General features: G+C 60.7%; 8 protein-coding genes and 4 pseudogenes. 5 read left to right on the top strand and 7 right to left on the bottom strand.

Translation table 11 applies throughout. The features are described 5' to 3' along the window. Positions 1–79 precede the first annotated feature (79 nt). Both ACZ89F_RS23360 and ACZ89F_RS23355 read right to left on the bottom strand, forming a co-directional pair. Positions 80–856, bottom strand: a pseudogene (locus ACZ89F_RS23360) (TlpA disulfide reductase family protein); the annotation flags it as partial. A gap of 235 nt (positions 857–1,091) precedes the next feature. Next, positions 1,092–1,430 (bottom strand): hypothetical protein, encoded by a 339-nt coding sequence (locus ACZ89F_RS23355; protein ID WP_476094424.1) that lies wholly within the window; start codon positions 1,428–1,430, stop codon positions 1,092–1,094. Positions 1,431–2,260: 830 nt separating this feature from the next. Here ACZ89F_RS23355 and ACZ89F_RS23350 point away from each other — a divergent pair. Together ACZ89F_RS23350 and ACZ89F_RS23345 are read left to right on the top strand one after the other, a co-directional pair. Continuing rightward, positions 2,261–2,507 (top strand): annotated as a pseudogene (locus tag ACZ89F_RS23350) (hypothetical protein); the annotation flags it as partial. 688 nt (positions 2,508–3,195) lie between these two features. Further along, the gene (locus ACZ89F_RS23345) at positions 3,196–6,225 is read left to right on the top strand and encodes a Ulp1 family isopeptidase (protein ID WP_476094423.1); all 3,030 of its coding nucleotides are present in this window, start codon (positions 3,196–3,198) and stop codon (positions 6,223–6,225) included. Positions 6,226–6,489: 264 nt separating this feature from the next. On the opposite strand, the pseudogene ACZ89F_RS23340 reads toward ACZ89F_RS23345, so the two are convergent. Further along, positions 6,490–7,412, bottom strand: a pseudogene (locus tag ACZ89F_RS23340) (transposase); the annotation flags it as partial. On the opposite strand from ACZ89F_RS23340, the gene ACZ89F_RS23335 reads away from it, so the two are divergent. Then, complete coding sequence (locus ACZ89F_RS23335; protein ID WP_476097479.1) at positions 7,342–7,539, top strand: hypothetical protein; 198 nt, start codon at positions 7,342–7,344, stop codon at positions 7,537–7,539. The pseudogene ACZ89F_RS23340 and the gene ACZ89F_RS23335 overlap by 71 nt on opposite strands. Before the next feature lie 639 nt (positions 7,540–8,178). On the opposite strand, the gene ACZ89F_RS23330 is transcribed toward ACZ89F_RS23335, so the two are convergent. The 3 genes from ACZ89F_RS23330 to ACZ89F_RS23320 form a co-directional block, all read right to left on the bottom strand. Continuing rightward, positions 8,179–8,430, bottom strand: a complete 252-nt coding sequence (locus tag ACZ89F_RS23330) for a hypothetical protein (RefSeq protein WP_476094422.1) — start codon at positions 8,428–8,430, stop codon at positions 8,179–8,181. A gap of 1,056 nt (positions 8,431–9,486) precedes the next feature. Further along, on the bottom strand, positions 9,487–10,962 hold the full coding sequence (locus ACZ89F_RS23325) for an NAD-dependent succinate-semialdehyde dehydrogenase (RefSeq protein WP_476097346.1): 1,476 nt from the start codon (positions 10,960–10,962) through the stop codon (positions 9,487–9,489). Positions 10,963–11,727: 765 nt separating this feature from the next. After that, a complete protein-coding gene (locus ACZ89F_RS23320) occupies positions 11,728–12,780 on the bottom strand; it encodes a Fic family protein (RefSeq protein ID WP_476094421.1) in 1,053 nt (350 codons plus the stop codon). A 1,344-nt stretch (positions 12,781–14,124) separates the two neighbouring features. Here ACZ89F_RS23320 and ACZ89F_RS23315 point away from each other — a divergent pair. Next, positions 14,125–14,421, top strand: coding sequence for a hypothetical protein (locus tag ACZ89F_RS23315; protein WP_476094420.1), 297 nt, complete (start codon positions 14,125–14,127; stop codon positions 14,419–14,421). Further along, positions 14,411–15,001, top strand: coding sequence for a type II toxin-antitoxin system VapC family toxin (locus ACZ89F_RS23310; protein WP_476094419.1), 591 nt, complete (start codon positions 14,411–14,413; stop codon positions 14,999–15,001). The genes ACZ89F_RS23315 and ACZ89F_RS23310 overlap by 11 nt, the downstream gene beginning before the upstream one ends. A 627-nt stretch (positions 15,002–15,628) precedes the next feature. On the opposite strand, the pseudogene gltB reads toward ACZ89F_RS23310, so the two are convergent. Beyond that, positions 15,629–20,231, bottom strand: a pseudogene (gene gltB, locus ACZ89F_RS23305) (glutamate synthase large subunit). Between the last annotated feature and the right edge of the window lie 56 nt (positions 20,232–20,287).

Here is a 20,287-nt window from a genome sequence, read left to right as displayed (position 1 = left end):
ACCGCCGGTGAAGGCAAGCGTGGGCTGCAGCACCAGATCGCAGGCATGCCGCCAGCGAGGCCATTCCATGTTATGCCGCCGCCGCAACCATCCAATTCTCGGAGTTTCTGTCGATCGCGTCGCGAACGAATTGGCGCATGACGGGCAAGCCGGCCCGCACGTCGTGCATTTTGTGAAGCAACAGATTCACATGAGACCCGCGGAAGCCGAGATCGTGCGGCATCAACGCGACACCTTCTTCGATCGCCGAGAGCGCCGCCGTCCAGTCCTCGACCTCCATTGCCGCCCAAAATCTGTCATCGATCGGCTTCTTCAGCGCTTGTTCGCGCGCTATGGTTTCGCCTACGCCTACCGCGATCCGCTCCGTATCGGCGGACTTTGCTTTATCGCTGGCGCGCCAGCTGCCGTTAAGCACTTTCGGCAAAACCTCGTCGAGTTGCATCGGATGACCGATAAAGGCGATGTGACCATCTCGGTCGACCACGAACGAGGTCGGAATCCCGAAAGAAAAGCTGGGCTCCATCCAAAGCGTGTTCATTTCGCCTGTGGAGTCGAACGCGATCCGATAGTTCAGATTCAGGAACTTTTCGGTCAACCAAGCGTCCAACTTGCTTCGCGCCTGATCGGCCGTTGGAGCGTCTTCAGAAGCCGCGACTCCGACAATCTCAACTCCGCAGTCCTTGTATTTCTCCTGCAGCTGCATCAGATGGGGCATCCCGTCCACACATGGGCCGCACCAAGTTGCCCAGAATTCGACGATGTACACTTTGCCGGGCTGAAAGCTCGTGAGGGGCTCGCCACGCAGCCAGTTTTCCGCTTGAATCGAAGGAGCCGGGGACCCGATTCGTAATAGCACCAATGTTGCTCTCCAAAGCTTGCTTTCTGCACGAGCTCGTTCCCGCTCAGAGACGGCACACGGGTTCAGGGGAGAGAGCATCGCTCGTCTTGCCCCATTGCGTGCAGTCACCATCAAGAGCGCAAAGGCCGTGCCAGCGGGCTCAGCGCGCAGTAAGCGCATGAATGTGATTTGAAAAACCTCCCACAGTGCCCGGATGGCGGTCGTAAAGAATCTGACAAGCTTTCTGCCCTTGTCAGGGTTTGGACGCGCATTGCCCGTGCTTCGCGCCGCCAGAAAAGCGTGGCCCATCCGCGCGATCCTGAAGTCCCAAACCGTGAGAACCCGTGCGACACCGCCGCATCACGTCGTGTCGTGCATCGATGCCAAGCGCCTCGGCGTTGAGCTCGCCGCACGCCAGAACATCATCGACGAGACGTTCAAGCTCGACCCGGGAGCGGAAAAACGGCGCGACGTTTTGGCCTTGGTCGGGACGGCCGAACGGCAATGTCGCCGAAAGGGTCAAGACGCAGAAGACGATCATCACACCCGGCGAGCCGAAAGTGTCGCCGAAAGCCGTCGTAGAGCGCAGCATACATAGCCTAGACGTATCGCTGGGCGATCTGAGGGAGTGGCATACGTTGCGCGCTTGGTGCAGAAATTGCTCGCATCATGCCGAAGTAAAGTCGGCCGCGCCTAATCCGCCGGTATGGCAAAGGCGCGCTATTCAGAACGGTCGAGGGCACTTGCTTACCCGGGAATTGAACCGGCTCATCACTGATCAGTGACAATGCCAGCGAGTTCATCTCGAACGCCATGCTCTCCTGGGCGGATCAGAACCCGTCCAATGGCATTACAGTGCGCACGGCAAGCGTCGCCATCGCCTGTAGCGCGCCGACTATTACACCGCGCGGACGCAATCCCAGATCGCCTGGCGGACACCGGCCGAGTTCGCCTCCACCTTCAGTCCGCGACGGTCGCTCGCGCTGCGCTATGCGAAAGGCTCCGCGCCAGCGCCCGTCGCTTCACCCGCCCAGCAGGGCACACCAATGCCGGAAACGAACTCAAAGGGATAGAAATTGGGGGAAGGTCAGCATTGCTCGAGCGCAAAGGAGTAAATTCGGCAAGAAGCACGTCGAGAGCGAAGACGAGCAGGCTCGTCATGCCCGTAGACAGGCATGAGCTTCGCGCAATTCAGATGCGAGAAAGTCCTTGATTTTGGCGTCCTCTGAAGGACTTTCGCGCACCTGAAATGCGAGATAGTCCGTGTCCATATTGCTGGTCGGGGAGACGATAGATAAGAGGCGTGCGCAATGCATTATCGGCGACGGGGGAGCTCGTCCCGCTCGTCCGCGGTGTTATGCCCGGTCATGCGAAGACATCGAGCAAGCCGTGCAGACCATGCCGTGGCATTGCCCGCTAGGCGCCGACAACACGGCGGCCGGCGTCGCCAGCTTCGGCGGCGGCGCCGCTTTCTTCGGCAAGGTCTCCAACGATGCGCTCGGCGAAATCTATGGCCACGACATCCATGCGCAGGGCGTCGCCTTCGACATCAGGCCGCTGAAGGGTGAGTGAAGTCTCGATGACGCTGTCGGATTCCTTCTGTGTCGACCGCTACCGCGACGAGTTCCTCGAACTGATGCGCTCAGGCACGGTGGACATCGTCTTTGCCATAGCGTTTCGCCTCCGAACCTGATCGCAATCACTGGAATTCGTCATCACAATCGCCTGGAACACGTGGTCACTGGAATGCGAAAATGCTTGGCGTCCGCAGATTCAGAGGCCGCTTTATCCTACCCGGCGATCGGGGCTGAGCGGGCGTGTGAGGAAATGCAGGCCTGTGGACGTGGTTTTTTCCGGTTGGTCAGCTTCTCGAAAGCTGGTTGCGATAGCTTGCCGGGAGGGTCCGAGGCTCGCAACCCATTCGCCACCAAGGCGTTACCGGCTTCTGTCCGTTTACACCAGATCTGAGCTTGTCTGCGGACACTTGCGAGTAGCCTCTATTTCAAACGGAAAATGATATGGATGGTTCTCAGTTTAATCCTCGGCAGTTGAACCCGTTTGCGCCAGGCGTGGCGCGGCAGAATACCGGCATGCAGGTAGGGCAACAGGAGGCCGCCAGTCTGCAAGCGAGTTTTGAGCAGCAGTTGAACCAGTTGCAGCCTAGTTCGTCCGGGGAAAGCGGTGGAGGGCTCCGGCGCACGGACCTCCACGCTCCGCAACCGGTGCCGTCGACCGCTCTGCGGGACAACTTTGCCGCTGGCGCGCGCCACACGTCCGATGCGGCGACGCACGGACCGCGCCCAGGACCGAACAGCGGGAGACAACGACCTGAGTTTGGGGTGAATAAAGAGGCCCGCGTGGGCGAAAAGCGCGACCGCTCCGAACCCTTTCCCGAGGACAAGGCGCTTGTTTCCACCTTCAAGAAAGTAGCCGTCCAAGCGAACATGCACGAGAGGACAGTCAAGAGATTCGTAGGTGATCTACACCATCTCAGCCGGTGGCTGCGCCAGGGAAATCGCAGGCCCATATCCGACCGGTTCAACACCGAATCGCCCAGCCATGCTTCTTTTGTCGCCGATGTGCAGGACTATCTGAAGGATGGTGGCCGTATTGCTGTCGTTGGGCAGCTGAACAAGCTTGCGCCCGGTAGCCTCCCGTCGCGAGGCCATCTAACTGGGGAGCTCCCTGCCGAGGACGTGAGTCTCTTGGCAAGGTTCCGGGAAAACGCCGGGCGGCGCGACATCGCCATCAAAGGGGCCATCAATAACACTCTTTCCGGATTTCGACTGTTTGCTCGGTGGCTCCAAGAAAACAACAAAGAGCCTTTAGCTGCTCAGCTGCAAGGCGGTTCACTAGATAAGGCGATTTCGGAGTATAGGGCCCTGGGTGGCGACCCTCATAACCGACTTAAATCGGCTCTGCTTGATCTCCGGCGGTTTTTGCCTGGGGCTGAAGAAGCCGAAGGACCCGAACCCCGTGGCATCGGGCGGCCCCGTCGCCTGATTCCTCATCCCGAAGACGCCCCCCTCATCGATGGTGCGCTCGGCCAAGCGTTGATGGATTTTGGAGTCCCGACTGCGAAGCAGAGGCAGTTCGCCCAGCAGCGAGCTACACGTCTTCGTGGGGTGAGTGATTGGCTTCAAAAACAGGGCAAGGGGAGCATAGCTGGCCGAGTTAACGGCTCGAAGCAGGAGCAGTTAAGGCTGGAGAACGATGTAGTAGCGCTCCAACGGACTGGAAGGCAAGTCGTCTTTTCCGATGTGGCGCATCTTCGGAACTACCTAAGACTGGTCGAGGCGAACGAAGAGCTGGGGCTGCGAGCGCGTGAGCAGCCGGCTTTGCTGCTGGATGCTGGGCGGGTCAGCCCGCCGCAGGCGCTCGCCGCGCCCCCCGCCCAGAGCGAGGGGACCGGGCCTTTCTTGAGCGACCCGATGCACGAATCCGCGTCACCATCAACTGCGAAGGCACCCTTTGGGGTCCACCCTGAAGCCGCACGACTTGCCGACCTGCGCGACGATGCTCACTTTGCGCCAGAGCACTCCGTCAGGGCTCGCTCAGACACCTATGGCGGTCTTCAGTCTTTTGTCGATCTGAATGCCCCCACACCATCCGACTTGCGCGACGCTCACTTTGCGCCAGCTGACGCCGTCAGGGCTCGCTCAGACACTTTCGGCGGCCTTCAGTCCCTTGTTGATCTGAATGCCCCCACACCATCCGACCTGCGCGACGATGCTCACTTTGCGCCAGAGCACTCCGTCAGGGCTCGCTCAGACACCTATGGCGGTCTTCAGTCTTTTGTCGATCTGAATGCCCCCACACCGTCCGACTTGCGCGACGATGCTCACTTTGCGCCAGAGCACTCCGTCAGGGCTCGCTCAGACACCTATGGCGGTCTTCAGTCTTTTGTCGATCTGAATGCCCCCACACCATCCGACTTGCGCGACGCTCACTTTGCGCCAGCGTACGCCGTCAGGGCTCGCTCAGACACTTTCGGCGGCCTTCAGTCTTTTGTTGATCTGAATGCCCCCACACCGTCCGACTTGCGCGACGATGCTCACTTTGCGCCAGAGCACTCCGTCAGGGCGCGCTCAGACACCTATGGCGGCCTTCAGTCTTTTGTTGATCTGAATGCCCCCACACCGTCCGACTTGCGCGACGATGCTCACTTTGCGCCAGAGCACTCCGTCAGGGCGCGCTCGGACACCTATGGCGGTCTTCAGTCTTTTGTCGATCTGAATGCCCCCACACCGTCCGACTTGCGCGACGATGCTCACTTTGCGCCAGAGCACTCCGTCAGGGCGCGCTCAGACACTTTCGGCGGCCTTGATTCCTTTGTTGAACTGAATGCGCCCACACCGTCCGACCTGCGCGACGATGCTTACTTTGCGCCCGCGCAATCCATCAGGGCTCGCTCAGACACCTATGGCGGTCTTCAGTCTTTTGTTGATCTGAATGCGCCCACGCCGTCCGACTTGCGCGACGATGCTCATTCTGGACCGGTGCGTCCGCAGCGGCAGATGCTCCGCGATACGGAGTGGCAGACCATGATGCAAGGGACAGGGTCCGCCGCCGTTCCGGGGGCGGGAGAACCCAATGAGGTTCAGCTCATCCATCACCCTCGACCTCGGCCCATGGGTGAAGTTGCGCCAGCGGCACCGCCAAGAGCTCCCCAACCCGCCTCGCCAGCAACCGCCAGCCTGCCAGGCACCTACCGCGGTCTTCCAGTGGTTGATGTGACGACGCTGACGACCACCTCCTCCGATGCTCAGATCGGGGCGTTCGATCCGACAGCCTCGTCCAAGGTCGCCAACGGATCGGTGCTCGGCGCCACCGAGTGGCTGAGCGACGCCCATATCCAGAGGGATTACCATTTGCTGGAGGGGCAACTGCAGGGGATCAATCCGGAGCTCGCCGCCCGGACACGGCTGGTGGATCCGTCGGTATCCCATCTCCTGCGTCACGTGGGGTCGAACACCGCGCAACACACATTGCAGTCCATTTATAATCAAAACACCGCCCCGGCCGACTTCCTGTTCCTGCCCGTGAACAATGGCACTCTTGATAGGCCCGGCACCCATTGGTCGCTGCTGCTCGTTGATCGCCGCAACCGGGAAAGATCGGTCGCCTATCACTACGACTCCCGCCAGCGAGAGGGATACAACGACGTGCCTGCAACACAGCTCGCAGGACTGCTGAACGCCACCTTGGCGCCAGCCCCCATGGCCCGACAGCCGAACGACTATGATTGCGGCGTCTTTGTGCTGGACGGCACGTGGGCGCTGGTTGGACGATTGGTGGAAGGGCAGCGGCCAGACCGCGAGCCGCTGCCCCTCGACAACCTCGTCGCCGATCGGCAGGCGCTGCAAGACCGGCTGAGGAGGCGCTGACTTGGTTTCTAGAAAAGGCCTCTGACACTTCGAGGTTGCCGAAACCCGGGTCTTGCGAGAGGATTGAACGAAGCCGCCGCTGGCGCCGCATTGAGGAGGTGTGGTAACGGGGGCCTCATGGCTGAAAAGGTGGTAGCGCCCCTCCCGACACGGCAACTTTTAGCGGCTACTAGAAGGGCCCGGCAATCATCGGTTGAAGTCGGACTGGACCTCGGCCAAGAGCGCCGCTTCCAGATGTCGCTTGGCAGTTAAACGGGTTCTTCCTCAATTTGTGTGGCGCGGTGGCAGCATTCGTGCTCTCAGCAGTTCGGCGCCTGCCCTGCCGTACATTGCGCGCTTGAGGCTCTTGAGGCGGTTGATCTGACCTTCGGCCTGTCCGTTGCTCCAGGGCAGCTCGATGGCGTTGTTGCCGGCATCGATGTCTCTGCGCAAGACGCGGGCGAATCGCATGATCGGAATGATGTCGGAGTCGATTGCATCGTCGATCCAGGGGTCCAGTGTTTCCGACCTCTTGCTCCGAAGAATACCGTTGAAGCGCATTGCCAGGCGTCGCATCTCGGCGAATGCGTCAGATCCCTGCTTCAGGGCATCGACTTTCCTTGCTTGTCGAGGCGTCAGCAGGCCTCTTGGCTTTATGCACAGCGCCGCGGCAACAACTGGCGAAACGCGTGGCCGGTATCCGGATCTCGAACGGGTCCCAAGCTGATCGCCATCGAAGGAACATCATCGGCGCGCACTCTTTCGGCCCGCCGCCAAGCTCCCAGCAGTCGCTCCAGATTGGAGAAGCTGCCGGTGTAGCCGCGCTGCTTGACATCATGAAAAAGATGCCGTCCGCAGCGGTTCCCTTCCTTCCAGCATTGGGCAAGGAACGTTTCAAAGCACCATGGTGATGTGGGGTTCAATGCTGCTCGCCGCCTATCTGACGGAGCCTTGAACTTGAGCCACTTCGCTGCGCTGCGACGCTCATAGCCGGTCCGTCGGGCGATCTCGCTGTAGGATAGACCCTCCTGGCGTAAGGCGTGGAGCATCTCGAATATCTCCTGGCGAGACTGCCTATGCGCGAGACGGGCACGCCGGCGATGTGTCGCAGCGTCGACAATAGCGTCCTCGGACAGGATGGATCTTCCTGAAGCACGGCCACTAAGGCTCATCTGTTCCTCGATTGCCGTACGAAGATTCTGGACCAAACGACAGGACGGCACCACCCATTACGTGGAAAAGCGCGGCACTGAAATGCGCGCGACGGTCAGCGTCATCGTGCTCTTGGCGTTCTGCTGCGGCTCGATGCTGCGGCTCGATGCGGATGCCGGTTAGACCAGGAGCCGCGATGGGCAAAGTTCGAGGCGAAGTGAGTTGTCCCTCATTTTGCTGATGCTGCGTCCTCGACGCCCTTAGCGGGACAAACTGGATTGGTGGGCAGCGCAGGGCCATATGAGCCATCATCATATCGCCAGGCCTGACTCGAGCGTCATCTTGAGTGAATCAGCGTGAGGGCATTCTTTGGTTGGTGATCACGGGATGACTTCTCCTCAGTCTGTGAGGCGTTTGCGGGATCGCGAAATCACCTGGCCGCTCTTTTGGACCTCGGTCCGAGGACTGGGGCCTGCTACGATGCCCGCCTTTGGTTAGGCGGGCTATGGAACTGCTACGGGTTTTGCCCGTTTCGAACCGGCTTCGCGCACCGGTGCCAGACGGCCCCCGGGACCTTAAATTCGACGGGATGACCGGCGAACAACACCTTCACGCCGGCCGGATCATGCTTGGCGGACCGCCCGGATAATCCTGAGATCCTGGCCGACGTCGGCGCCGCTTGGGTATTGCGCACAGATGCATTGTGCGTCCTTATTCCACGCATCGCCTTACCTGCTCAGCGCCAGACATGACTGCGCTCAAAACGTCAGCTTGAAGCCGGCCAACAGGGTGAAGGCGTAGAAGTCCATGCCGGCGCTATTGCTATCCTTGTAGCTTAGTTGTTCGCCTGTCGCGAAGTCGTAGGCCGTGTTGTAGCCTTTCTTGCGAAATATTGTCGATATTGCCGGCCAGGAAGACGCTGGCGCGGCCGGTCATCTGATAATCGATCTTGGCGCCGACTGAGATGAACGGCACCGTGAAGAAGTCGTCCTCACGGCCGGGCCGATTGCTCGCAGGCGTTGTTTGTCGCGACGACCATTCCTGGGCGTTGGTGCAAAGACGTTGAACTCCCATGCGATGTCAGGACGGCTTGGTCTTGCCCTTTGTCTGTGCGCTGCACAGAACCGCGTGATCCGCCCACTACCGCATTGCCGGGCGCATATAAGTGGCCCGGCGTGAGAGGCGGCATTCGCGGCCAGAGGACGGGATCGCACCGGCCGGCAGCGCCTGCAGTCACCATCATGCGCGCAGAAGCCGTGCCAGCGCGCTCAGCGCGCTGTGACCGCATGAATGTGCTTACAGTGCCCCGGATGACGGTTGTAAAGAACCTGACTAGTTTTGTGCCTCTGTCAGGTTTTGGACACGCATTGCCCGTGCTTTCGCCGCCAGAAATGCGTGGCCCATCCGCACGATCCTGAAGCCCCAGACCGTGAGAACCCGTCCCACACCGCCGCATCACGCGTGCCATGCACCGATACCAAGCGCCTCGGCGTTGAGCTCGCCGCACGCCAGGACATCATCGACGAGACGTTCAAGCTCGACCCGGGAGCGGAAAACGATGCGAGGTTTTGGCCTTGTTCGGGACGGCCGAACGGCAATGTCGCCGAGAGGGTCAAGACCCACAGGAAGATCATCACACCCGGCGAGCCGAAAATGTCGCCGCAAGCCATGGCAGAGGGCAGCATATATGCAGGCCTAGAGGTACCGCTGAGCGATCTGAGGGAGTGGCATACGTTGCGCGCCTGGTGCAGAAATTGCTCGCGTCATGCCGAGGTAAGGTCCGGCCGAGGGCACTTGGTTGCCCGCGAATTGGACCGGTGGTCAGCGGCAATGCCAGCGAGTTGCATCTCGAACGCCATCCTCCCGGCGGGTCAGAACCGGTCGAATGGCATTACATTGCGCACGGCGCGCGTCGCCATCGCCCTGTGGCGCGCCGACCACAACACCGGGCGGACGCACTCCCAAATCGCCTGGCAGACACCGGCCGAGTTCGCCACCACCTTCAATCCGCGGCGGTCGCCCGCGCTGCGCTGCGAAAGGCTCCGCGCCAGCGCCCGTCGCTCCGCCCAGCAGCGCACAACCACGCCGGAAACGAACTCAAATCTGGATAAAAACTGGGGGCAAGGTCATTTAGATGCCACCCATGCAGAGGTATTTCATTTCGAGGTAGTCCTCGAGGCCATGGCGGGAACCCTCCCGTCCGATGCCGGACTGCTTCATGCCGCCAAAGGGCGCCGCTTCCGAAGACATACGCCCCGTGTTGATGCCAACCATGCCATATTCCAATGCCTCGGCCACACGCCAGACACGCCTCAGGTTCGAGGCATAGAAATAGGCGGCGAGGCCGTAGATCGTGTCGTTGGCCTCACGCACAACCTGATCCGCATCGTGGAAGCGAATGATCGGCGCCAGGGGCCCGAAAGTCTCCTCTTGCGCAACCGCCATGATGCTGGAGATTTCAGTGAGGACTGTGGGTTCGAAGAAGGTGCCATGCGTGCCGATACGTTTCGCGCCGCATCGAATTGTCCCACCTTTGGCAACGGCATCTGCGATGTGGGACTCGATCTTGGCCAAAGCATGCCTGTCGATGAGTGGTCCGACGTCCACTCCGGCAGCGAAGCCGTCGCCAACCGATAAGTGCCGGACTTTCTCCACGAACTTCTCGACGAACTCATCGTGAACGCTCGATTGGACGTAAAGACGGTTCGCTGAGACGCAAGTCTGGCCGGCATTGCGGAACTTCGCCTGGATCGCGCCGTGAACCGCAGCGTCGATGTCGGCATCTTCGAAGACGATGAAAGGGGCATTGCCACCGAGCTCGAGGCTGACCTTCTTGATCTGGTCCGAGCACTGGCGCATGAGCAGCCGCCCAACTTCGGTCGAGCCTGTAAAGCTGATCTTTCGGACCTTGGGATTGGAACAGAGTTCGCGTCCAACGCTATCACCGTCGGACGCATAGATCAGGTTGACGACGCCGTCGGGAAAGCCGGCTTGGTGCGCGAGGGCAAACATTGCACCTGCCACGAGCGGCGTCTGTTCAGCAGGTTTGAGCACGATCGCGCAGCCCGCCGCCAGGGCCGGCGAAATCTTGCGCGCCACCATCGACGCTGGGAAATTCCACGGCGTAATGGTGCCGACGACACCGATCGGCTGCTTGATCACCATCATGCGACGGTCTGTGGACGGTGGGGGGATCGTCTCACCATAGATGCGATTGGCTTCTTCGGCGTACCATTGCAGATACGCGGCCGCATGCGAAACCTCCGACTTGGCTTCGGCAAACGGCTTGCCCATCTCTGCAGTGAGTATGGCGGCAAGATCCCCGGCGTGGTCGATGATCAACTCATGCCATCGCCACAGAACGTCGCTGCGTTCTCGGGCGGTCAGCGCCGCCCATCCAGGCTGAGCTACATAGGCGTTGTCGATCGCAGCGCGTGTCTCCTCCACGCCCATGTCGGGAAGCTCTGCCAGCACTTCGCCGCTCGACGGGTTGAGGACCATAAATGTCCGCTCGCTAACCGGCGTGCCGACTGCCGGCAGCCGATCGACGGCGCCAAAAAGGTCGGGGGATTTCAGGTGACGGATCATCGGTAGGCACAGGGGCAATACCGGGTTCCTCTCAAAGGCAGCTGATATGTATATGTCGGCAGGGGCTCGGCGTGTACTCCACACCTGCGGGTTCCTTATAGGGCCTCGGCCAGACGGCTGGTAGACCATTCCACTCAACTTGAAAGGGTAGAATTCATGAACTCTTCTGGTCGATGGCCGGTTCTCATCAGGTGCAAACTGAACAATGGACATCGGCTTCCCCAACGCGCGGGTACCGGCCATCGGTCCGAATAGCAGCGGTGCAGCCAGATGCCTTTTTTGAGCATCATCGGATTTGAAATTGCTTTCAAAAGTCCTTGATCTTGCCGCCCCCGCGAGCGCCACAAACGGGCGTGGAAAATCAAAAGGGACCCAATCGAGAATCAGCACGGTCATGCCTTCTTTACGACCGTAGGCACGCAGATCATCTGGGCTCGGGACCGTGCAGGTTGCGCCCAGAACCCAAAAACGAGATGGGGGGTCGTTGTGGTGGAAGAAGTCGGGGATTTTCGAAAGAACGTCCTTACGGCAGGTCGTCCCTGTAGAGCATTCCCCTCGAATGCGACCGCCTTTAAAGGAGGACTTGCCATCGACTCCACGCTGATAACCGCTGCTAGCAAGCCGGAACTGAATACCGGTTAATTGCACTGAGGGCGGCGACAACCAGACCCTTGAAAACTTTTGCGTGGGCTTAAGCTCCGAAAGATTGTTCCTTATCATATGATGTTCAAAGTAAATGGACGTGGTGCGTTTCCTAGGTTGAATCACATAAATTAGTCTGTGTTAAGGTCTGCCGTACCACGTTCCCTTGCCGGTTCCATGTTGGGCTAGATGGTTTATCTCGACCAGGGTTGCCAGATGTTTTTTGACGGTGTTTCGGTTTGCACCGGTCAGGTTGACGATCTCGCCAATGGTCATTCGCCCGCGCTCCTTGATGGCTTCAACGATTTGAAGGGAGAGTTCCGGAAGCGTACCGAGCACGAGACGCTCGCGCTCGATTTTCTTCTCAAGCCGCTGCTTTTGCTGCTGAAGAGCGCGCAGGAAATAAACAGCCCAGGGCTGCCAATTAGGCTTCGGACTGCGGATCGTTTTTTGGGTTTGCCGAAGCGCCAGATAGTAGCCCTCCTTGCTGTTCTCGATCACGCTTTCGAGCGAAGAGTAAGGCACATAAGCATAGCCACTGCGCATCAGCAGAAGCGTCGTCAGAACGCGCGATAGCCTTCCATTGCCGTCCTGGAATGGATGAATCTCCAAAAACACCACCGTGAACATTGCCACGACGAGCAAAGGATGCAGGCTTTGCTCATTAAGCGTGCTGCGCGTCCACTCGACAAGCTCTTTCATCCGTTTTGGCGTATCGAAGGGCGTCGCCGTTTCGAAGATGACGCCGATCTCTTTTCCGTGCGGATCGAAAGCACTGACATTATTGGCCAGTGTCTTGTACGCGCCGCGATGACGCTCATCCTTGTTGCTGAACGCCAGCAGGTCACGGTGCACCTGCATGACGTGGTTTTCGGTCAGATCAATTGCATCGAAATGCGCAAAGATCATTTCCATTACCTGCGCATATCCGGCGACTTCCTGCTCGTCGCGGGATTCGAAGGATTTGACGTCGACGTTGGCGAGCAGCCGCTCGACTTCAGCGTCGGTGAGCTTACTGCCTTCGATACGGGTAGAGGAGCCGATGCTCTCGATGGTCGCAACGCGGCGCAGAGCCAATAGGCGCTCTGGCGCGAGTGTGCCCAACGCGCGCCAAGCCCCTTTGAACTCATCGATTTCCGAAACGAGAGAGAGGATTTCGGGGGTGATCTGCAGGGAGTCGATCTTCAACGCCATACCCAAAAATATACCCAAATATACCCAAAAAATCAAGAACCGACTTTACCCAATAAATGACCCATAAATACCCGAAGCGACTCCTAAAGCTTAGGAGGGTGCCGCGAAGGTCTCAGCGGATTGGTTGACGTTCATCTCGACCGCATCGACTGCGCCAGCCGACGCCCGAAGCGATTGTGCAGACGATCGAGCGGCTACGTCGCCGGCGCTAGAAGGGTAAGCAGATCGCTGCCGAGGCGGGCATCTCGCCGCAACTGTCAGGCCCGTTCTACACCGGTGGGACCTTAACAAGCTGAGCCTTGGAACCCGAACCCGTGCGCCGCTAGGAACGGGAGCATCCGGGCGAACCCATTGGCCGCATCGGCTCGGTGGGGCATCGCTGGACGGCGGACAGGCACGGTCGACAGCCATCTCGGCATCGGCCGGGAGTTCGTCCGCGTCTGCATTGACGACGCCTCTCGCGCCGCTTTCGTGCAGGGCATGCCGGATGAGCGCAGGGCGAGCGCCGTTGCCTTCCTCGAGGCCGCCGTCGCCTACTGTGCCAAGCGGGGCCTCCGAGTCTAGCGCGTGATGACCGACAATGGCTCCTGACCGGTGAAGGCTTCCACTTGCCTCTCGAGGCAGGGTCCATCTCCTTTTCAGCCCAGCGGTCGCCGGCGATGAACTGACTGGCGTGCCCGGCATTGTGCGATACCTCGAGGACACCGACGACCTTACCCCGCATCTGCTCGGGCCCTTTGCCCTTGGTGACGTAGATCGCCACCAAGGCATTGGGATCAGACAGGGAATTTCGCGTGGCCTCGTGGGCAAAACCAATGCAACCCCAACTTGCAGGGTCAAACCCCCAGAATGAGGTCAGCCAAGGATCGCTGCTGGTTGGTAGTCTGTCTCCATCGGAGCCAGGTCTGGAACCGAGCCCCAATCGAAGGCGAACACTTCGCGCTGGGCGGCCTCGATGTCAATATCGCCCAAGGATCCGCGAATGTACGCCTGGCATCAGGCGCCGGATGCCTCTCACCGCGTTTGACTAGAATTGTCGTGAGTGGCGGCAGTCCACGATCATTCAGGGCGTGAAGGACGACCTCCGATTCTTGCCCAGACCGCGATCTGTCGGTTGGTTCCAACCGACGGCGTCCCCCACCTGCTGATATGTCGCACGCGTTTGCCGCACCGCTTTTTCCGCAAGGAAGCGTGCAATTTCGGTTTGCATAGAATCCATCGATCCCCCAATCGATCACTATGATAAGTGTGCTTCAGGTGCCTGACGTCCCGAAGGCCAGCGGCTACTAAGCCTTGCTTATGCGTTCAACGCAATCTATATTCTGTTGAACACAGGAGGTTCTGATGGCCGCGCAAACACGGACCGCTTCAGAAAGCGAAGCAAAGGTCGCATCGACCCGCAATAAGCTCGTACTCGAGCAAGCGAAAGCCGCCGGACTGCTCGGCGCGGCGAAGAATACCCGTCTTTCGGGGCGAGTGCCTTCGGAGTTGATCGAGGCGGCCAAGAAGCGCGCTCATGTCACCTCGGACACGGAGCTGTTGGAACTGGCGCTGTCGTGCCTGGCTCTCGAAGATGACTTTGGCGCCCGCTTGGTCGGACGCAAGGGCAGCATCCCGGCGGACATAGATCTTGGGGTTTGATCTTTCCGAGACCCTCCGATCGCTCAAGCCGCAAAAGTACACCGGAACGCTGGAGCGTAGGGCCGACGATGATCTCCCATGGGTTGCAAACGAACCCGCGATCGGGGGACCGGTGTTTCTGGATACGAGCGTCTATCTGGATGTCCTGCAAGGACGATCACCGGTTGAAGTCGATACGCTGCTTACCTATCGCCGATGCCACCATTCCGCGGTCTGCCTTTCTGAGCTGACCCACGCCTTTGGCCGGCTCGACCGAAAGCATGCCTCCACAAAAGCTGTCCTCGAGACAATCAAAGCCACGGTGGAGGACATTCCGGACCACCGTCTTCATGCCCCGGATGCAGCGATGTGGGGACAGGCCGGTGTGTTGGCTGGCTTGCTCTTCCGGCTGAGCAATCTGCCCAAGGGGGAGGGGCACGAGCGGCGCTTCGTAAATGACGCCCTCGTATTCCTGCAGGCGCGTCAGTTGGGGGCGGGCGTGCTGACCGGCAACGTCCGCGATTTTGATTTCCTTACCCAGATTCTGCCGACCGGGCGGATCATTCTCTATCGAGCTCCGCCGGGACCGCAGACATCATGAACGTCACGGTCGGCCCTCCGTCGATATTCTCCACGAACTGGAACAGCTGGGTCGGGCGCCGGCGACTGACGTTAATTACCTGCAGAACACGCCGGCGTTTTCTGCATTTTGCGGAGTTATGTCAAACTAGATACCCCCAGATTAGATCTGGCTCCATGCTGGTTTCGCTTGCCTCAGCATTGCGGCAGCTCGGCTTGGCTTGTCTCGTCGGTGGCCAGGGTTCTGGGTTGGCAGCGAGTGCGGCCGAAATATCGGATGGCCTCGACAAAGCCATCTGCCGACAGGCTCTTTCGTTCGACCTCTCCGGCAAATGTGCCCCGGCCGAAAGGACATCAAATCGTGCCCCCTCGATATCCGCAAATTCGACGTCGTGTCGGTAATCCGTCAGGCGCTGGGCGAATCGAGTTGGATAACCGGCGCAAATCCGTTTCGGGTTCACAGCGTCCCTTGAGGATCAGCTGCGCCGTCTTAGCAAGGGAGAACCCGGAAGCCTATGGCCATTTCGAGCCAATCTAGTCGGAGACGATTTTCCAGCGGAACAAGCCGCAATGGCAACCATCGGGAGCCGGTCTCGAAATTGCTGTTGATTGGAGGGCGCCGGGAGCTGGCCCCCGGGCAGCCAGCGCATCACTCTACCGCGACGCTCATCCTCAGGCGCTCCATCTCCTGGAGCGCGCGGCGATACTCGACCGGCATCACTTTGCGGAATTTCGGCCGGAAAGTCGCCCAGTTGTCGAGGATCTCGCGGCCGCGCACCGAACCCGTGTAATGGACGTGGTTCGAGATCAGCTGATAGAGCCGCTCCTCATCATGGCTGGTCATGTCGCCGGACACGTCGACGCGGCCTTTGTGGTCGAGGTCGCCGCCATGATGGAGCAGTTTCTCCATCAGGTCGTCTTCTTCGGGAACGGGTTCCAGTTCGACCATCGCCATGTTGCAGCGCTCGGCGAAATCACCCACCTCGTCGAGCACATAGGCGACGCCGCCCGACATACCGGCGGCAAAGTTGCGGCCGGTCTGCCCGATGACGACGACAATGCCGCCGGTCATGTACTCGCAGCCATGGTCGCCAACACCTTCGACGACGGCGGCGACGCCCGAATTGCGAACCGCAAAACGCTCGCCGGCGACGCCGCAGAAATAGGCCTCGCCCTCGGTCGCGCCGTAAAGCACCGTGTTTCCGACGATGATCGACTCCGCTGCGACGATCTTCGTGTTCTCAGGCGGGCGGATGACGATGCGTCCGCCCGACAGGCCCTTGCCGACGTAGTCATTGGCGGCACCGACCAGCTCGAACGAAACCCCACGCGCCAGGAAGGCGCCGAAGGACTGGCCGGCGGTTCCGGTGAGTTTTACCGAGATCGTGTCCTCGCGCAGGCCCTTGTGCTTGAAGCGCTTTGCCACTTCGCCCGACAGCATGGCGCCGGTCGAACGGTCGACATTGCGGATCGGCAGCTCGATGCTGACCGGCTGCCTGGCTTCGAGCGCCGGCTTGGCCAACTCGATCAGCTTGCGGTCGAGCACGTCGTCGATCGGATGCTTCTGCCGCTCGGTCCAGTGCACCGCCTCATGCGGCGCATCCGGCTTGAAGAACATCTTGCTGAAATCGAGCCCGCGCGCCTTCCAGTGCTGGATCAGCGCCCGCTTCTCCAGGAGTTCGGTGTCGCCGATGATCTGGTCGAGATGGGTGTAGCCCATCTCGGCGAGCAGCGCCCGGACCTCTTCCGCCACATAGAAGAAGAAGTTGATGACGTGTTCCGGCGTGCCCTTGAAGCGCTTGCGCAACACCGGATCCTGCGTCGCGACGCCGACCGGGCAGGTGTTGAGATGGCACTTGCGCATCATGATGCAGCCGGCCGCGATCAGCGGCGCGGTCGAGAAGCCGAATTCGTCGGCGCCAAGCAGCGCGCCGATGACGACGTCGCGCCCGGTGCGCAGGCCGCCATCGACCTGCAGCGCGACGCGCGACCGGGCTGCCGGCGTGCTTGAGCGAGGTCAGCGGCGATGCGCCGGTGCCGCCGTCATAGCCGGAAATGGTGATGTGATCGGCGCGCGCCTTGGCGACACCGGCCGCAACCGTGCCGACACCGACTTCCGAGACCAGCTTGACCGAGACATCAGCCGCCGGATTGACGTTCTTGAGGTCGTAGATGAGCTGCGCCAGATCCTCGATCGAGTAGATGTCGTGATGCGGCGGCGGCGAGATCAGGCCGACACCGGGCGTAGAATGCCTGACCTTGGCAATGGTGGCATCGACCTTGTGACCGGGCAGCTGCCCGCCCTCGCCGGGCTTCGCGCCTTGGGCGACCTTGATCTGCATCACATCGGAGTTCACCAGATACTCCGCCGTGACGCCAAAACGCCCGGAAGCGACCTGCTTGATCGCCGAACGCTCGGGGTTCTTGCCGCCGTCCGGCAGCGGCAGGTAACGGTCGGCCTCTTCGCCGCCCTCGCCGGTGTTAGACTTGCCGCCGATCGTGTTCATGGCGCGGGCCAGCGTGGTGTGCGCTTCCCTGGAGATCGAGCCGAAGGACATCGCTCCGGTCGAGAACCGCTTGACGATATCGGCCGCCGACATGACCTCGTCGAGCGCGACCTTCTTGCGCCCGGTTTCTTCGGCCAGCCTGATCTTGAACAGGCCGCGAATGCTCTGCGCCCGCGCCGTCTCGCTGTCGATCTGAGCGGAATAGTCCTTGAACGTCTGCCACGATCCCTGGCGCACGGCGTGCTGCAGGGTGGCCACCGCATCGGGCGACCAGATATGCGCTTCGCCGCGCATGCGGAACATGTATTCGCCGCCGACCTCGAGGCTGTTGCGCAGCACCGGGTCGTTGCCGAAGCCGTCGGCGTGGCGGCTGACCGTCTCGGCCGCGATCTCTTCCAGCCCGACGCCTTCGATCAGCGTCGCGGTGCCGGTGAAATATTTTTGCACGAAGTCGGTCTTCAGCCCGATGGCGTCGAAGATCTGCGCGCCGCAATAGGACTGGTAGGTCGAGATGCCCATCTTCGACATCACCTTGAGAATGCCCTTGCCGATCGACTTGATGTAGCGGGAGACGACCTCATTGGCGTCGACTTCGGCCGGCAGCTCGCCGCGCTTGTGCATGTCGAGCAGCGTGTCGAAGGCGAGATAGGGATTGATCGCCTCGGCGCCATAGCCCGCAAGGCAGCAGAAATGATGCACCTCGCGCGGTTCGCCGGACTCGACCACCAGCCCCACCGACGTGCGCAATCCCTTGCGGATCAAATGATGGTGGACTGCCGCCGTCGCCAGCAATGCCGGGATGGCGATGCGGTCCGGCCCGAGCTGACGGTCGGACAGGATGATGATGTTGTAGCCGCCGGCGACCGCCGCCTCGGCGCGCTCGCACAGCCGGTCGATGGCGCCCTGCATGCCGGCCGCGCCTTCGTTCGAAGCATAGGTGATGTCGATCGTCTTGGTGTCGAAACGGTCCTCGGTGTGACCGATGGAGCGGATCTTCTCAAGATCGCCATTGGTCAGGATCGGCTGGCGCACCTCGAGCCGCTTGCGACGCGAATTGCCGACGAGGTCGAAGATGTTCGGCCTCGGCCCGATGAACGACACCAGGCTCATCACCAGTTCCTCGCGGATCGGGTCGATCGGCGGATTGGTGACCTGGGCGAAGTTCTGCTTGAAATAGGTGTAGAGCAGCTTCGATCTGTCCGACATCGCCGAAATCGGCGTGTCGGTGCCCATCGAGCCGACCGCTTCCTGGCCGGTGGTCGCCATCGGCGACATCAACAGCTTGGTGTCTTCCTGGGTAAAGCCGAACGCCTGCTGGCGATCGAGCAGGCTGACGTCCCTGCCCAGCGCCCGCGGCTCGACCGGCTTCAGGTCTTCGAGGATAAGCTGGGTGTTGGCGAGCCAGCTCTTGTAGGGATGCCTGGTCGCCATCTCCGACTTGATCTCCTCGTCGGAAACGATGCGGCCCTTCTCCAGGTCGATCAAAAGCATGCGGCCGGGCTGCAGCCGCCACTTCTTGACGATCCTTTCCTCCGGCACCGGCAGCACGCCGGCTTCCGAGGCCATGATGACGCGATCGTCGTCGGTAACGATGTAGCGCGCCGGGCGCAGCCCGTTGCGGTCGAGCGTGGCGCCGATCTGGCGGCCGTCGGTGAAGGCCACCGCCGCCGGCCCGTCCCACGGCTCCATCAGGGCGGCGTGGTATTCGTAAAAGGCCTTGCGATCTTGATCCATCAGCTTGTTGCCGGCCCAAGCCTCGGGGATCAGCATCATCATCGCGTGAGCGAGCGAGTAGCCGCCCTGCGTCAGGAATTCGAGCGCATTGTCGAAACAGGCGGTGTCCGACTGCCCCTCATAGGAGATCGGCCACAGCTTGGAGATGTTGTTGCCGAACAACTCCGAATCGACCGACGCCTGCCGCGCCGCCATCCAGTTGACGTTGCCGCGCAGCGTGTTGATCTCGCCATTGTGGGCGACCATGCGATAGGGATGCGCCAGCTTCCATGACGGGAAGGTGTTGGTCGAAAAACGCTGGTGGACGAGGATCAGCGCCGTTTCGAAACGCGGATCGCTCAGATCCTTGTAATAGGCGCCGACCTGATAAGCCAAAAACATGCCCTTGTAGACGATCGTGCGCGCGGACAGCGAGACGCAGTAGGAACCGATGCCGCGATTGTCGTTCTCCGCGTAGATGCGGCCGGAGATCACCTTGCGCAGGAGATAAAGCCGCGCCTCATAATCTTCGTCGTCATCGATGTCGGGTGTGCGCCCGATAAAGACCTGGCGGTGGTACGGCTCGGCGGCCGCAATGTCGGGCGCCTTGGACAGCGACGAATTGTCGACCGGCACATCGCGAAAGCCGATAAGCGGCAGGCCTTCCGATTGCGCCGACTCAGTGATGATCTCGTCGACATGCGCGCGCAACGCGGCGTCCTGCGGCATGAACCAGTGGCCGATGCCATACTGTCCGGCTGGCGGCAGTTCGATACCCTGCCTGGCCATTTCCTCGCGAAAGAAACGGTCGGGAATCTGCACAAGCACGCCAGCCCCGTCGCCCATCAGCGGGTCCGAGCCGACGGCCCCGCGATGCGTCAGGTTCTGCAGCATAGCCAAGCCGTCCTCGACGATCTGGTGCGACTTCACGCCTTTCATCTGCGCAATGAAGCCGACGCCGCAGGCATCATGTTCGTTACGCGGATTGTAGAGGCCGTGCTCAGCAGCGCGTTTGACGGCGACGGCTTTCATCTGCGCGGGGGCGGTCTGCTCCGTCCTCACAGGTGAAACGTGCATCATCGTCCTTC

The organism is Mesorhizobium sp. USDA 3734, assembly GCF_056279665.1.
The sequence above is the reverse complement of the archived record's forward strand: the minus strand, read 5'-3'. Positions and strand labels throughout refer to the sequence as shown.

Coding starts and splice junctions, on each gene's coding strand:
- ACZ89F_RS23355 (WP_476094424.1), bottom strand. CDS start 1,430: ATGCTGCGCTCTACGACGGCTTTCGGCGACACTTTCGGCTCGCCGGGT.
- ACZ89F_RS23320 (WP_476094421.1), bottom strand. CDS start 12,780: ATGGCGTTGAAGATCGACTCCCTGCAGATCACCCCCGAAATCCTCTCT.
- ACZ89F_RS23330 (WP_476094422.1), bottom strand. CDS start 8,430: ATGGGAGTTCAACGTCTTTGCACCAACGCCCAGGAATGGTCGTCGCGA.
- ACZ89F_RS23315 (WP_476094420.1), top strand. CDS start 14,125: ATGGCCGCGCAAACACGGACCGCTTCAGAAAGCGAAGCAAAGGTCGCA.
- ACZ89F_RS23335 (WP_476097479.1), top strand. CDS start 7,342: ATGGATCTTCCTGAAGCACGGCCACTAAGGCTCATCTGTTCCTCGATT.